Consider the following 13,679-nt stretch of genomic DNA (forward strand, 5'->3'; position numbering starts at 1 on the left):
CGGCGGCGATCTCAGTCCCCTCCGGGCGGGGGAGGATCGCCCGGATGACGGGCCGAGCCGGGTGGCGGGTGGTCGCCCGGCGGTCGTCGCGGCGCGGCGGAGCGGGCGCGACCGCTGCGGGGGAGAGCGCGTCGTGCCGTCTCCACCTGGCCGAGGCCGTCGGCGACGAGCGCGCATAACCGGCACCCGGCACCCTCGCAGACGTGAACGCCGGCCAGTTCGGCGAAGAGAGGTCCGAGCACGTCCAGGGTTTCCGTGAGGCGTGCCACGGAAGACATGAGGGCGCGGATGCGGTCGCTCTGCCCGCCGACCTGACGCCGGATGGCCATGAACCGGGCGAGATCCGTGCCGGAGATCGCGAAGAGTTCCTCGCCGTCCACCACGATCCGTCGAGCCTCGGGGGCGTCACCCATCGGCCGGCATCGTCGGCCTGAGAGGCGAGGGGGACAGGGCGATGAGTTCGGCCGGGGTGCGAGGGATCGCCGTCTGCTCCGGCAGGAGCCCGCGGCTGCGAAGCAGTTCGGCGGCCGCGACACCCCAGGGCAGCCGCAGGCCGGCCTGCTCCAGGAGGTCGGTGCGGGACAGGGACGTGACCGCGGGGCCGATGTGCGCGCCGGACGGGGTGAGCAGGGCAGCGTCGTCCGCCCAGCGGAGTGCCAGGTCCACGTCGTGGGTGGCCATCACGACGGTGGTGCCCTTCGCGCGCAGCTCGTCGAGCGTGGTGAGGAGGAGCTCCTGGCCGTCGGGATCGAGGCCCGCGGTCGGTTCGTCGAGGATGAGCACCCGCGGTCGCATGGCGACGGCTCCCGCGATGGCGGTGCGCTTGCGCTGGCCGAAGGAGAGCAGATGGGTGGGCCGGTCGGCGAGGGCGGTGATGCCCAGTGCGGCAAGGGCCTCGTCGACGCGCGTGCGTACCTGCGTGTCGGGCAGGCCGAGGTTGAGGGGTCCGAAGGACACGTCCTGGGCGACGGATGCCGCGAAGAGCTGGTCGTCCGGATCCTGGACCACCAGCTGCACGGTGGTACGCAGCCGGGTCAGGCCCTTCCGGTCGTACGCCACCGGTTGCCCGTGCAGCGTCAGTTGCCCGGTGCGTGGTCTCAACCCGCCGCTGAGCAGCCGCATCAGCGTGGTCTTGCCGCTTCCGTTGCGGCCGAGCAGTGCGAGGGCACGGCCTTCCTGGATGTCGAAGTCGAGACCGCTGAGCACGGTGGGGCCGTCCTCGTACGCGAAGGACGCGTCGCGTAGGGCGACGAGGGGGAGCTCGCTCATGTCAGCTGCCTTTCCCGTACGAGTGCAGTACGAGGGTGAGGGTGGCAAGGGCGGCGAGCAGGGTGAGGCTCGCGGCGACGAACCGGCCGGAGATCCGGACCTCGGGCAGCAGGACCCGCAGCGTCCCGTCGTAACCGCGTCCGGCGAGTCCGTCCTGGAGCCGGGCGGCGCGGTCGAAGGCGCGGACGAACGCGGTCGCGCCGAGCCCCCCGAGAGAGCGCCAGGTCGCCGCCCTCGTGGTGTGTCCGAGCCGGGCGGCCTGCGCCTCCCGGATGCGGCGGACCGAGTCGAGGAGCAGGAAGCTCATGCGGTACGTGACGAGGGCGACGTCCACGACCGGCGCGGGCACCCCGGCGCGGACCAGGCGGGGCAGCAGATCCGACATCGGAGTGGTGAACGCGAAGAGGAGGACGCCGAGGGAGGCGGCCGAGGTGCGCAGCAGCAACTCCCCGGCGCGGGCCGGGCCGCCAGGGGCGAGGGCCACCAGGCCCTCGGGCCCGCCGACCTGGACGAGCAGGGTGGCGGCTCCGGTCACGCAGAAGCCCAGCGGAACCTTGTAGGAGCGCCACAGCCGCCGGGCGGGGACGCCCGCCGGCCCCAGCAGCACGGCGAGCGCCGCGATCAGGACGAGGGCCGCGCCGGGCCACGGTGGCAGCGAGATGGCGAGGAGGGTCAGGCCGAGTCCGAGCACGGCCTTGTCCACGGGATGGCGGCGGCGCCAGCGACTGCTGTGCGCCGCCGCGTCGATCGGCAGCACGGTCGTTCAGGACCGCTCGGTCGCCGCACCCGACGGGGCGCCGTCCGCGGCGTCCCCGGCCGAGACCCGGCCCCCGTCGCCGTCGCCTGCTGCCCGTGCCCGCTCCGCGCCCTGCCGACGGCCTCGGTGCAGGCCGAAGTAGTAGGCGAGGACACCCGCGCCGAGGGCGGCCTGGAGGGCGAAGAGCGCCGACTCGATCTCGCCCGACGGAGGCTCGTAGAGGGGGGAGAACCAGGGCTTGTAGTCCGGCTTGATCTCGGTGATCGCCGTCTCCGCCTCGGCGTCCGCTCCGGCGAACGGCTCTTTCTTGTGGTCGCCGAGGCCGAGGGCCAGGGGCAGGACGGCGAGGGCCGCCACGAGGAGCAGCAGCACCGTGTTGATCTTGGCGTTACGGCTCATCGGGCCACCGCCTCGGCGTCGGCGTCGGCCCGACGGTCCCGCCTGCCACCGGTCACGAGCACGCCGAGCCGGGTGAGCTCGCCCTTGCTGGACTGCACGAGCAGCCGCATCACGAGGACGGTGAGCAGGCCCTCGCTGACCGCGAGCGGGATCTGCGTGACGGCGAAGATGGAGCCGAACTTGGTGAGCGCCCCCGCGAAACCGCTGCTCGGGTCGGGGAAGGCGAGCGCGAGCTGCACACTCGTGACGCAGTAGGTGGTGAGGTCGGCGACGAACGCGCCGAAGAACACCGTCACCATCAGCGGGACGTCGTACCGGCGAAGGAGCCGGTAGACGCCGTAGCCCGCCCAGGGGCCCACGATCGCCATCGAGAAGACGTTGGCGCCCAGGGTGGTGAGACCGCCGTGTGCGAGCAACAGGGCCTGGAAGAGCAGGGTGATGGTGCCGAGGACCGTCATGATCGGCGGCCGGAACAGGATGGCACCGAGACCGGTGCCGGTGGGATGAGAGCAACTACCGGTGACGGAAGGCAGTTTCAGAGCGGACAGCACGAACGTGAAAGCGCCGGAGGCGCCCAGGAGCAGCGTGCTCTCCGGGTGCTCCTTCACTTCGCGGCTGAGTGACCGTACTCCGTGGACGACGAACGGCGCGGATGCGACGCCCCAGGCGACCGCGTGCGCCGGAGGAAGGAAACCCTCGGCTATGTGCATGGTTCAGCGAACCCTCTCCAGCACCTCGTGGATGGTTGACGTGCCCTGGCCGGTCTCCTGGCTGACGGGTACCACCGCCCGTGCTCCGCCTTCCCGGGTCCGAGGACCCAGTGGCTGCCCGCGAGGGCTGGAGCCGGACTTCCCGGTCACAGTGGCGAGGGCCGCACCGGTTTCGCACCGGATTTCCCGCTCACCAAGGCGTGGCGACCCTAACGGGCCCTCATGGGCAGTGACAAGCGGAGCCAGGCGCGCGGACGGGGCACGCGGACGGCGCGCGGAGGCGCCGGCAGCGCGGTCGCTCCGACCGGGCGCCGTGGGGCCGATGGCTCGGGAGCCGCCCCGCCCGGCCGGTGGCCGCGCGGTGTGTTTCACGCCATAGGGGTCGTCGGGAACCCGCGGAAGACCGCCCACGACTGACTGTCCGACCGGTTCGTATCACCCCCAGCGCACCGCGAGAAACGGAGACGAGATCTGTGGTGTCACACGGGACGGAGGCGGCCGCCCCGCCGGACGGGCGGGCGAATCCGCGGCTCACGGCCCTGCTCACCTGCGCGATGGCGTTCTCCATGCTCCAGTTGTTCCTGCTGGGGGCGCTCGGCCCGCGTCTGGTGGACGACATGGGTGTCTCGCCGGCCGTGCTCGGTCTGACCACGACCGTCGGCTTCGGCACCGCCGCCCTCCTCTCCCCGGTCGGGGGGCGGATCGTGGACCGGACCGGGCCTCGCCGCTCGCTGGTGCTGCTGCTGGTGGCCTCGGCCGCCGCCCTGGCTCTCATCGGTGCGGCTCCCGGTGCCGGGCTGCTGCTTGGCTCGGTGGCCCTGGGCGGGGTGCCGCAGGCGCTCGCCAACCCGGCCACCAACAAGGCCGTCCTGGCCGCGGTGGCCCCCGGCCGGCGCGGAGCCGTGACCGGCATGAAGCAGTCGGGCGTGCAGCTCGGGGCCTTCGCGGCGGGACTTCCGCTGGCCGGGCTCGCCGCCGGTCTGGGCTGGCGTGCCGCCGTGTGGACGGCCGCGTGCGCGGCGTTGCTGGCCGCAGGGTGGGCGCACCGGTCCCTGCCCGCCGATCCCGAGCCGCCCGCGTCCCCCGCCGGCCGTGTGCGGGCTCCGCGGGGCATGACGGCCTGGCTGTGCGGCTACTCACTCTTCCTCGGCGCGGGGATCGCCTCGGTCAACACGTATCTCGCGTTGTACGGGTCGGGGCCGCTGGACCTGGGACCGGCCGTCGCCGCGGTCCTGGTCGCCGTCCTCGGCGTCACGGGGATCGTGGGCCGCGTCGGGTGGTCCCGGGCCGCCCGGCCCGGGCGGGCCGAGTGGCTGCCCGCGCTCCTGGCGTGCGGGGCCGTCGGTGCGGCGGCCCTCATCGGTGCCGCGCGGTGGGCGGGCCCCCTGGTGTGGGCCGGTGCCGTCGCGGTGGGCGTGTTCGCGGTCTCGGCGAACGCCGTGTCCATGGTGCTGGTGATGCAGCGGGCCGAACCGGGCCGGGCCGGCCAGGATTCGGCCCTCGTCGCGGCGGGCTTCTTCGCCGGATTCGCGATCGGCCCCGCCGCGTTCGCGCCGTTCGCGGAGGCCGGCCACTACGGCCTGGGCTGGCTGCTCGTGGCCGCCGAGTTCACGGCCGCCGCGGCCGTCGCGTACGCGTGGTCCCGTCGCGACCGGGTGTCCGCCGCATGAGCGGCGTCGTGGGCGACTGGGCCGACCGGGCCCTGGCCGCCGTGATGGAACGCGTCACCACCACCGAGTCCCAGGTCGGGGAGCGGTTCCCGCTGTACGCGGATCCCCGGGACGGGGTCTGGAAGACGACCGGCGGCGGATCCTGGACCGGCGGCTTCTGGGCCGGACTGCTGTGGCTGCGGGCCCGGTACAGCGGAACGGCGGCCGATCGGCGCGCGGCCGCCGGGCGTATGACGGTTCTGGCGCCCTGGGCCGACGCGGACACCGTCACCCGGGGCCTGATCCTCTGGTACCCGACCGCCCTGGCCGACGGCGACGCGGGAGCCGCCGCGCTCCAGGAGCGGGCCGCCCGTGCCGTTCTCGCGGCCCGCCACCCGGAACTCGGCCTCGTTCCCTGGGGCGACGCCTTCGGCGGCTCCCGGCTGCAGGCCCGCGCCGACGGAGTGCCCGGGACCGTACCGCTGCTGTCCGGGGTCGCGCCCGGGGCCGCGGCCGAGCACCTCCACCGGCACCTGGACCTGTGCCTCGCGGCCGGCGGGGAACCGGTCCCCGCCTGGCGGTTCCAGGAAGGGGGCGCCGGCTGGCAGCCGTGCGAGGAGCCGGGGCGGGGGTGGAGCCGCGGCCGGGCCTGGCTGCTCCTCGCGGTCGCGGACGCCCTGCTCCGCCCTGAGGTCGTCGCCCATGACCGCGGTCGCCTGACAGCGGCGGCCCGGCAGCTGCTCTCGCTGGAGGGCGTGCTGTCCGGTCCATTCGTACCCCCGTCCGACACCACGGCCCCGCACGGCACCCTGGACACCTCGGCCGCGGCCATCACCGCGGTCGCCCTGCTCAAACTCGCCCGTCTGCCCGAGGACTGGGCGCCCGCCTGCTCGTACCGGGGGGTCGTCACCCTGAGCACCCTGGCCGCGCACCACCTCACGTACGGGAGCTGCGGACGTCCCGCGGGCATGCTGCTGGACGGCTGCTACGACGCGGGCCGGGGCCTGGCCGAGTGCCACGAACTGGTCTGGGGTGACTTCTTCCTGGCCCTCGGCCTGGCCTCGCTGAACGGCCTGGTCGACCTCACCCGCGTGTAGCGGCGCCCTCGGCGTGGTCGCGGAGGACCCTGCGGGCGACCGAGGTGACGTGGAGTTCGTCGGGGCCGTCGAGGATCCGCGCGACCCGTCCGCCGCGGAACAGGGCGGGCAGGGGGGTGTCCGGGCCCAGGCCGGCCGCACCGAACACCTGGATCGCCGCATCGGCGACCTGCTGGAGCATCCGCGCCGCGGCCACCTTCGCCAGGCCCACCTCGGTACGGGCGTCCTGTCCGGCGGCGATCAGCGCCACTGCCTCGTGGACCAGCGGCCGCGTGGTGCGCAGGGCCAGCAGTGCGTCGAACACGTGCTGCTGGACGAGCTGGTGGTCCGCCAGCGGGCCGCGCGACCCGCGACGGGTGACGGCACGCTCGCACATGAGGTCGAAGGCCCGCTGAGCCTGGCCGAGCCAGCGCAGGCAGCGCAGCGTCCTGCCCATCGCGAGCCGCTCGCCCGCGACGGTCAGGGCGCCGCCCTCCGGCCCCACCAGATGGTCGGCCGGAACCTCGACGCCGTCGAACTCGATCTCGTACTGACCCGTCGCGCCGAGCACGGGCAGCTCCCGCACCACCCGGAACCCGGGCGTGTCGGTCGGGACCAGGAACAGCGACAGGCCGTGCCGGTCGCCCGGGGCGCCTCCGGTCCGGGCCAGCACGGTCACCAGGTCGGCTCCGGCCGCCCCGGAGACGAACCACTTGCGGCCGCTCACCCGCCAGGCGCCGTCCGGCGTGCGGGTGGCAGTGGTCGAGGACAGCCAGGGTTCGGTGCCGCAGGCGTCGGGTTCCGTCATCGCGTAGCAGGTCCGCAAGGATCCCGCGACCAGGGGACCCAGGTAGGCGTCGCGGACCGGGCCGGTCGCGTGCCGGGACAGCATGGTGACGTCCAGCAGGGGCGCGGAGCCGAGGGCCGCGGGTCCGTGGTCGCTGGCTCCCTCGGCCTCGGCCAGCCGCGCGTACGCGGCGAACGACAGCCCGCCGCCGCCGAGTCCGGCGGGGAGCGGGAGGGCCCAGAGCCCTTCCGCGCGGGCCCGCGCGTGGATCTCGGCCAGGGCTTCGGCCGCCGCCGGTCCGCCGGCGTCGAGCACCCGCTCCGCCGGGACGATCACGGAGCCGACGAACTGTCGTACGCGCTCGCCCAACTCGGCCGGGGCCGGCCCGGATCGGGTGGGGCTGTCCACGGGCGCGGCGGGATCCTGCACGGCGATGCCTCCTCGGCTGCCCGGGAACTCCCGGGAACGTGTGTCCGACTCTCTCTTCGTGGAACTGGTCGGGCGCGCCGGCGTCCTGGTTCCCGTCTTCGGTACGACTCGGGCGCCGGCCACCGCTGCGCGCCGGGAGAGGAGAGGCATGGCGTCACCAGCAACCACGGCGGCCCTTCGACCACTCGACGCGATGGACGCCACCGTCTCGGGGCCCGCCGAGATCGCCGGCGTCGTCGCCGCGCACCTGGAGCTGCTCGGGGCCCGTACGGATCGTGCGCAGGGCGCGGCCGGGAACGGAGGGATCACGGTGAGCGGTCATGGCTTCGACCCCGTGTCCGCCACCGCGCACTGGGGCGGGCCCGGCAGCGGTCTGGTCGACGAGGCCACGGTCCAGGCCGCGACCGGCGTGATGGCCGTCCACGGCCGCCGGACCGGCGCCCCGGCCGGACTGGCCGCCGACTACACCGCGACCGCCACCGCCGTGCTCACCGTCCAGGGGCTGCTCGCCGCCCTGATCGGGCAAGCCCGCGTGGCCTCCGGAACGAGCTGCCTGAGCACCGGCGCGGACCGGGCAGGACTGCTCGTGGTCTCCCAGTACCTGGCCGCCGCCGGCGCCGACGAGGGCGAAGCGGCCGAACTCTCCCCGGGAGGGCCGCCTTTCACTTCCGCCGAGGGAGTCCTCTTCGAGTTGGAGACCCTCGACCCGGGCGCGTGGGCCGCCTTCTGGCGGGCGCTGGAGGTACCCGCCGACGCGATCCGGGCGGGATGGCGCCCCTTCCAGTTCCGTTACGCCATGGCGTGCGCGCCCTTCCCGCCGGTGCTGCACGAGGTCACGCGCGGCAGGCCACTGGCGGAGATCCGCCGGGCCGCGGCACTGTCGGGTGCCGAGGTGTGCGTGATAAGGACCCTGGTGGAGCGGCATGCCGAGGCTGACGGCGCACCCCCGTGGTCCTTCCGGCCGTTCAGCGGCGAAACGTCACAGCGGCCCGCGCACACGGCGAAGCCCACCGGACCGGCGGCCGACGGCGGTCCGCTGGCAGGACTGACCGTGCTGGAGGCCGGCCGGCGCATCCAGGCGCCCCTGGCCGCCCACCTCCTGGGCCTGCTGGGAGCCGAGGTGATCCGGATCGAGCCGCCGGGCGGGGACCCGCTGCGCGGCATGCCGCCCACTTCCTCGGGCATATCGGCGCGCTGGCTCGCCCTCAACCGCGGCAAGAAGGCCGTCGAGATCGACATCAAGGCGGCGGCCGACCGCCGCAGGCTCACCGAGATGGCCGCCGGGGCGGACGTCTTCCTCCACAACTGGGCCCCGGGCAAGGCAGCCGAACTGGGCCTGGACGCGGAGGACCTGGCCAGGGTCAACCCGGCCCTCGTCTACGCGTACACCGGCGGCTGGGCGGACCGTATCGACGACGCCCCCATGGGCACCGACTTCATGGTGCAGGCCCGCACCGGCGTCGGCGAGGCGGTCCGGGCCGAGGGAGAACCGCCCGCTCCGTCGCTGATGACGCTGCTCGACGTGCTCGGCGGACTGCACGGCACCGAGGCCGTCCTGGCCGGCCTCCTCCTGCGCGAGCGCACCGGCCATGGAGTCCGCGTGGACTCCTCCCTGCTGGGCGCGGCCGACACCCTCATCGCGCCCGTGCTGGCACGGGTCGGACGCGGTGAGAACCCCCGCCGCCCCGCCGGGTTCCGCCGTCCCCTGCCCACGGCCGACGGCTGGATCGCCCCCGCGGACCGTGATGCCCGGGCCGCCGCGGCCCACGACCTGACCGCGCTGCCCACTACGGAAGCGCTGGCCCGGCTGCACGGTCACGGACTGGCCGCGACCGCGGTCACCACGGACCTGTCCGACCTGCACCACGATCCGCGCTTCGCCGGTGCCATTCACCGCGACGAGCACGGTGCCCCCGCCGTCATCGCCCCCTGGAGCTTCGCATGACCGTCGACCTGCACGACCTGCTGCCCGCCGGACTCCGCCGCTCCTGGGCGACCGACGGAACCTGCCCCGACCTCGACCTGTACAGCCTCTTCCGGGCCCGCCAGATCGCCGACCCGCACCACACCGCGATCCTCGACGCCAAGGGCAAACTCTGCTACACCTCCCTGGACCGCAAGGTCCGATGTCTGGCAGCCGGCCTCAGAGACCTCGGCATACGCGAGGGCGACGTGGTCGGCGTACAACTCCCCAACCACCGCAACGCCGTCATCGCCGACCTGGCCCTGGCCGCGCTCGGCGCCGTCGCCCTGCCCTTCCCGGTGGGCCGTGGTGTCCTGGAAGCCGAATGCCTGCTGCGCCGTGCCCAGGCCGTGGCCGTCATCGCGGCGGTTCAGCACCGGGACTTCCACCACGCCGCCGACCTCCACACCCTCACCCGGTCCATGCCCGACCTGCGCCACGTCGTCGCGGTCGGCCCCGGGGAGGCACCCGAGGGCACGGTGGCCTGGGCCGGGCTGATGCGCAGCGACCCGGAGGCGTTCGTGCCGGCCCGGCCCGACCCGGACAGCGCGGCCCGCATCCTGGTCTCCTCCGGCTCCGAGGCCGAGCCGAAGATGATCGCGTACTCGCACAACGCGCTGGCCGGCGGGCGCGGCAACTTCCTCGCGTCGCTCATGCCGGACCGGACGCCGCCCCGCTGCCTCTTCCTCGTCCCGCTGGCCTCCGCATTCGGCTCCAACGGCACGGCGGTGACCCTCGCCCGGCACGGCGGCACGCTGGTCCTGCTCGACCACTTCACCCCGGACGCCGCCCTCGCGGCCCTCCGGGAGCACCGGCCCACTCACGTCCTGGGCGTGCCGACGATGGTCCGCATGATGCTCGAACGTCTTGATGCCGATGCCGAGCAACTTCCGGCGCCCACCGCGCTCGTCCTCGGTGGGGCCCCGCTGGACGAGACCACCGCGGCCGCAGCGGCGAAGGCGTTCGGCTGCCCGGTCGTCAACCTCTACGGCTCGGCCGACGGCGTGAACTGCCACACCGGGCTGGCGCACGCGGTCCCGCCCACGGACGGCTCGGGTGTCGTCGCCGGCCGCCCCGACCCGCGCGTCACCGAGATCCGGATCGCCGACCCGGACACCCACGACGCGCTCGCCGACGGTGCCATAGGCGAGATCATCTCCCGGGGCCCGATGTCCCCGCTGTGCTACGTCGGCGCCCCCGACCTGGACGCCCGCTACCGCACGCCCGAGGGCTGGGTCCGCACCGGAGACCTGGGGTTCCTCGACGCCGAGGGCGTCCTGCACGTGGTCGGGAGGCTGAAGGACATCGTGATCCGCGGTGGCGCCAACATCAGCCCGGCCGAGGTCGAACGCGAGCTCACCGCGCACCCGCAGGTCCGGGATGTGGTGTGCGTCGGGGTCCCCGACCCGCTGATGGGCGAGCGGCTGGCGGCGTGTGTGGTCCCCCGGGGTGAGGAGGCTCCCATCCTGGAGTCCCTCGGCGCACATCTGGCGGCCCGTGGCCTGGACCGCCGCAAGCACCCCGAACGGCTCCTGGTCGTCCAGGCGATGCCGCTCACGGCGGCGGGCAAGCCCGACCGGGCCGCACTGCGGGAACGCCTCACCGCGAGTGCCACCGGCCCCGACGCTGCGACGGGCAGGCCGCCGTTCGCCCAGGCGGGCTGACGAACCGGGGCCGGCCACACGCGGGACGCGTGGCCGGCCCCGGTTCGGGTCGGGTGTTCATGGCGAGTTGGAACGAGGCGGAAGCCGCACTCGGGTGCGTTCGCCGGGGAACGCACCCGAGTGAGCCGCCGCGCGGCGCGCGCCGCCTACGGGGTCAGGACCCGCCCATCCCCTTCTTGATCTCGGCCGCCGCGTTGCGGTAGACGGCCAGCAGGTCGAGGTCCTCGCCGGGGTAGTTGACGATCTGCACCTGCTTGGCGCCGGAGTCGGGCAGCACGGTGCCGGTCGACATGTGGGCGTTGTCCAGGACCAGGGCCGGCTTCTTGGCGGACAGTTCCGCCAGCTGCGCCGGGGTCACCGCCTCCGGCCCGTACGTGCCGGCCGGGGTGACGCCCGCCAGCTTCGCCGCCCACGTCGTGAAGACCTGGGTGACCGTGACGGGGCTCTTGCCGCCGGGCCAGTCCGCCTGGACGTCCTTGTTGAGCTTGCCGTACTCGCTGTCGAATCCGGCCTTCCACTTCGTCGCGGCGCCCGCCGTGCCGAACAGCGCGGCCAGCTTGTCCACCTCGGCCTTGACCTTGTCAGGGTCGTTGTCGAGGTTCACCTCGACCAGCTTCGCCTTCGAGCCCGCCGCCTCCTTGATCTTCGCCGCGTACGGCTCGAACGGCGCGTACAGCACGAAGTCGGCCTTGGCGACGGCGGCGAGGTCGGAGGGCTTCGGGTCGTAGTCGGGGGCGTGGTGCACCGACTGCGGGACGATGACCTTGACGTCGTCGGCGCCGGCCGCCTTGGCGAAGGCGCCCTCCCAGGTCGTGGTGACCACGACCACGGGCTTCTGCTTGCTGTCGGCCGGCGCCGAGGAGGCACCTGCCCCGGCCGCGGGTGCCGAGGCGGAGGGGGCGGACGTGTCGTCCTTGTCGCCGCCGCAGCCGGTGACGAGGGTCAGGCCGAGCGCGCTCAGTGCGAGGAGGGAAGGGATGCGGACGCCGGTGCGCGCCATGAGGTGGTTCTCCGTTCGGATATGAGGTGCACGGCGAGGACGACCGCCCCCGCCGTCAGGACGAGGACGGGCCCGGGGGGCCAGTCCAGCCACAGGGCCAGCAGGAACCCGGTCAGGTTCACCGCGACCCCGATACCGATCGCCCAGAGGGTGATCGACTTCAGTGAGCTGCCCAGCCGCCGGGCGGCCAGGGCGGGCAGCAGGGTCAGCGCGTCGACGAGCAGCGCCCCGGTCAGCTTGATCGCTCCGGCGACCGCCACCGCCACCAGGACGAGCAGCGCGGCGGTGAGGGCACGGACCGGGACGCCCGAGCACTCGGCCAGCTCCCGGTCGTACAGCAACAGGCCGACGTCCCGCCGCCGCCACCAGAACAGCGCCGGCACGACGACGGCCAGCACGCCGAGCACGGCCAGATCCGGTGTGCCGACGGACAGGATCGAACCCCACAGCAGCGCGAACGCGCCCGAGGCGTTCACCCCGGACACCGCCAGGAGCAGCAGTGCCCCCGCGATGGCCAGGCTCATCAGCAGCCCCATCGCACCAGACAGCCCGTCGGGGGTCCGGGCCAGGGGCGCGACGCCGGCCCCGGCCAGGGCGCAGGCCACCAGCGCACACAGCATCGGGTCGAGCCCTGTGATGAGGCCGACGGCGATCCCGAACAGCGCGACGTGCATCATCGCGAACCGGACCGGCATGATGTCCAGACCGACGATGATCACGCCGATGACGGGCAGCCCGACGGCCGCCAACAGCAGGGCCAGCCCGGCCCGCTGTACCGGGACGAGCTGGAGTAGCGTGCCGACGTCGGCGGTCGCGAGGGTGCTCACCGGACCTCCCGCAGCCGGCCCGCCGCCATCTCCAGCACGCGGTCGCAACGTTCGGCGAGCGCTCGGTCGTGCGTGACCACGACCAGGGTCACCGGCAACGACGCCAGCACGTTCGCCGCTTCCGCCTGCCCGTCGAAGTCGAGTGCGGCGGTCGGCTCGTCGGCCAGCAGCACCTGCGCTCCGGCGGCGACACAGCCGATCGCCCGCGCGAGGTACATACGCTGGAGCTGTCCGCCGGACAGGGTGTGCAGCGGCCGCTCGACCAGCCCGCCCACCCCGAGCCGGCCGGCCGCTTCCGTGGCCTCCGCCGGTGCGGTGCTGCTGGCGAGCAGTTCGGCACCGAGCAAGGGGAACCGGCCGGCGGCCGGCTTCTGCGGGATCCAGGCGCAGGAGCGCCGCCGCCAGGCCCACTCGGCGGCCGTACGCGTGCCGCGCCCGCCGACCAGGATGGAGCCGCCGGCCTGCCGGTGCAGACCGAGCACGGCGCGCAGCAGCGTCGTCTTGCCCGAGCCGTTGGTCCCGGTCAGTGCCACCCGGTCTCCGGCGGCGACCTCAAGGTCCACCTCCGAGACCGCCTCCACCCGGCCGTGCCGACACGTGACGCCGCGCATCCGCACGTCCAACCCGCCCATCCCACACCCTTCACCGCAGCGCACGGAAAGGGCCTGTTCACCCCTCCCACACGCAGGAGTCGGACGGCGCGACGCGCTGGTTCCACGACGTGACGACTTCCTGGGCCGGCACCCCGGTGCCCCGCAGCGCATCGCCCGGGCCGGACCGGGTGGAGTTCCCGGTGGGGTGACGGCCGGGACCGTTCGCGCGGCAAGAGTCGGTACCGGAACCGTCCGGGTTCCCGCAGGCCGGGGGATGATCCTCACGTGGGAATCGCATCGCGCGGCGGGGTTCCAGGAGATTGCGCGTGCCAGGATGACGGCGCCGGACCACGTTGGAATTCGCCTTCCCGAGCGTGGTCCGACTCCGGCCTGCCGACCGCGTGTTTCGCCACATCCCGCTTCACGGTGCGGGGTGCGGTCGGCAGGCCACCGTGTGGGACACCGTGGGCCGCCGAGTGATCACAGTGGTTCTTCGCGCCGAGCAGTCGGCTCCTGGACCGCCACCTTCCGGCGCGCGGATCCCGGACTCGGGTGC

General features: G+C 74.1%; 13 protein-coding genes and 1 riboswitch. Of the genes, 4 read left to right on the forward strand and 9 right to left on the reverse strand.

What is annotated here, in order from left to right:
• Positions 1–11: 11 nt before the first annotated feature.
• From ACIGEZ_RS20035 to ACIGEZ_RS20055, 5 genes are read right to left on the reverse strand one after another with little or no spacing between them, the layout of a single operon-like run.
• Positions 12–413: a hypothetical protein gene (locus ACIGEZ_RS20035; RefSeq protein WP_399832824.1), complete on the reverse strand. Its 402-nt coding sequence runs from the start codon at positions 411–413 to the stop codon at positions 12–14.
• Positions 406–1,269 carry an energy-coupling factor ABC transporter ATP-binding protein gene (locus ACIGEZ_RS20040; protein WP_399832826.1) on the reverse strand — a complete coding sequence of 288 codons (864 nt, stop codon included), beginning with the start codon at positions 1,267–1,269 and terminating at the stop codon, positions 406–408. The genes ACIGEZ_RS20035 and ACIGEZ_RS20040 overlap by 8 nt, the downstream gene beginning before the upstream one ends.
• 1 nt (position 1,270) lies before the next feature.
• Positions 1,271–2,026, reverse strand: a complete 756-nt coding sequence (cbiQ, locus tag ACIGEZ_RS20045; protein ID WP_399832828.1) for a cobalt ECF transporter T component CbiQ — start codon at positions 2,024–2,026, stop codon at positions 1,271–1,273.
• 6 nt (positions 2,027–2,032) lie between these two features.
• On the reverse strand, positions 2,033–2,425 hold the full coding sequence (locus ACIGEZ_RS20050) for an energy-coupling factor ABC transporter substrate-binding protein (protein ID WP_399832830.1): 393 nt from the start codon (positions 2,423–2,425) through the stop codon (positions 2,033–2,035).
• The gene (locus ACIGEZ_RS20055; RefSeq protein WP_399832832.1) at positions 2,422–3,135 is read right to left on the reverse strand and encodes an energy-coupling factor ABC transporter permease; all 714 of its coding nucleotides are present in this window, start codon (positions 3,133–3,135) and stop codon (positions 2,422–2,424) included. Before ACIGEZ_RS20055 ends, ACIGEZ_RS20050 begins: the two co-directional genes overlap by 4 nt.
• Positions 3,136–3,164: 29 nt before the next feature.
• Positions 3,165–3,348, reverse strand: a riboswitch (cobalamin riboswitch).
• 260 nt (positions 3,349–3,608) lie between these two features.
• Between ACIGEZ_RS20055 and ACIGEZ_RS20060 the strand changes: the two genes are divergently transcribed.
• The gene (locus ACIGEZ_RS20060; RefSeq protein WP_399832834.1) at positions 3,609–4,805 is read left to right on the forward strand and encodes an MFS transporter; all 1,197 of its coding nucleotides are present in this window, start codon (positions 3,609–3,611) and stop codon (positions 4,803–4,805) included.
• On the forward strand, positions 4,802–5,881 hold the full coding sequence (locus ACIGEZ_RS20065) for a sugar ABC transporter permease (RefSeq protein ID WP_399832836.1): 1,080 nt from the start codon (positions 4,802–4,804) through the stop codon (positions 5,879–5,881). The genes ACIGEZ_RS20060 and ACIGEZ_RS20065 overlap by 4 nt, the downstream gene beginning before the upstream one ends.
• Here the strand turns inward: ACIGEZ_RS20065 and ACIGEZ_RS20070 are convergent.
• Positions 5,868–7,076 (reverse strand): acyl-CoA dehydrogenase family protein, encoded by a 1,209-nt coding sequence (locus tag ACIGEZ_RS20070; protein ID WP_399832838.1) that lies wholly within the window; start codon positions 7,074–7,076, stop codon positions 5,868–5,870. The two genes, ACIGEZ_RS20065 and ACIGEZ_RS20070, sit on opposite strands and share 14 nt — an antisense overlap.
• A 148-nt stretch (positions 7,077–7,224) precedes the next feature.
• Here ACIGEZ_RS20070 and ACIGEZ_RS20075 point away from each other — a divergent pair, with 148 nt between their 5' ends.
• On the forward strand, positions 7,225–9,021 hold the full coding sequence (locus tag ACIGEZ_RS20075) for a CoA transferase (protein WP_399832840.1): 1,797 nt from the start codon (positions 7,225–7,227) through the stop codon (positions 9,019–9,021).
• Positions 9,018–10,703 (forward strand): class I adenylate-forming enzyme family protein, encoded by a 1,686-nt coding sequence (locus ACIGEZ_RS20080; protein WP_399832842.1) that lies wholly within the window; start codon positions 9,018–9,020, stop codon positions 10,701–10,703. The genes ACIGEZ_RS20075 and ACIGEZ_RS20080 overlap by 4 nt, the downstream gene beginning before the upstream one ends.
• A gap of 154 nt (positions 10,704–10,857) precedes the next feature.
• Here ACIGEZ_RS20080 and ACIGEZ_RS20085 read toward each other — a convergent pair whose 3' ends face one another.
• Genes ACIGEZ_RS20085 through ACIGEZ_RS20095 form a run of 3 tightly spaced genes read right to left on the reverse strand, consistent with a single transcriptional unit; the run spans position 10,858 to position 13,162 of the window.
• A complete protein-coding gene (locus ACIGEZ_RS20085; RefSeq protein ID WP_399832844.1) occupies positions 10,858–11,703 on the reverse strand; it encodes a metal ABC transporter solute-binding protein, Zn/Mn family in 846 nt (281 codons plus the stop codon).
• Positions 11,661–12,530: a metal ABC transporter permease gene (locus ACIGEZ_RS20090; RefSeq protein ID WP_399832846.1), complete on the reverse strand. Its 870-nt coding sequence runs from the start codon at positions 12,528–12,530 to the stop codon at positions 11,661–11,663. Before ACIGEZ_RS20090 ends, ACIGEZ_RS20085 begins: the two co-directional genes overlap by 43 nt.
• Positions 12,527–13,162 (reverse strand): ATP-binding cassette domain-containing protein, encoded by a 636-nt coding sequence (locus tag ACIGEZ_RS20095; RefSeq protein ID WP_399832848.1) that lies wholly within the window; start codon positions 13,160–13,162, stop codon positions 12,527–12,529. Before ACIGEZ_RS20095 ends, ACIGEZ_RS20090 begins: the two co-directional genes overlap by 4 nt.
• Positions 13,163–13,679 lie beyond the last annotated feature (517 nt).

The sequence above is a fragment of the Streptomyces sp. NPDC085481 genome, from assembly GCF_044541845.1.
In the GTDB taxonomy this organism is placed as follows: domain Bacteria; phylum Actinomycetota; class Actinomycetes; order Streptomycetales; family Streptomycetaceae; genus Streptomyces.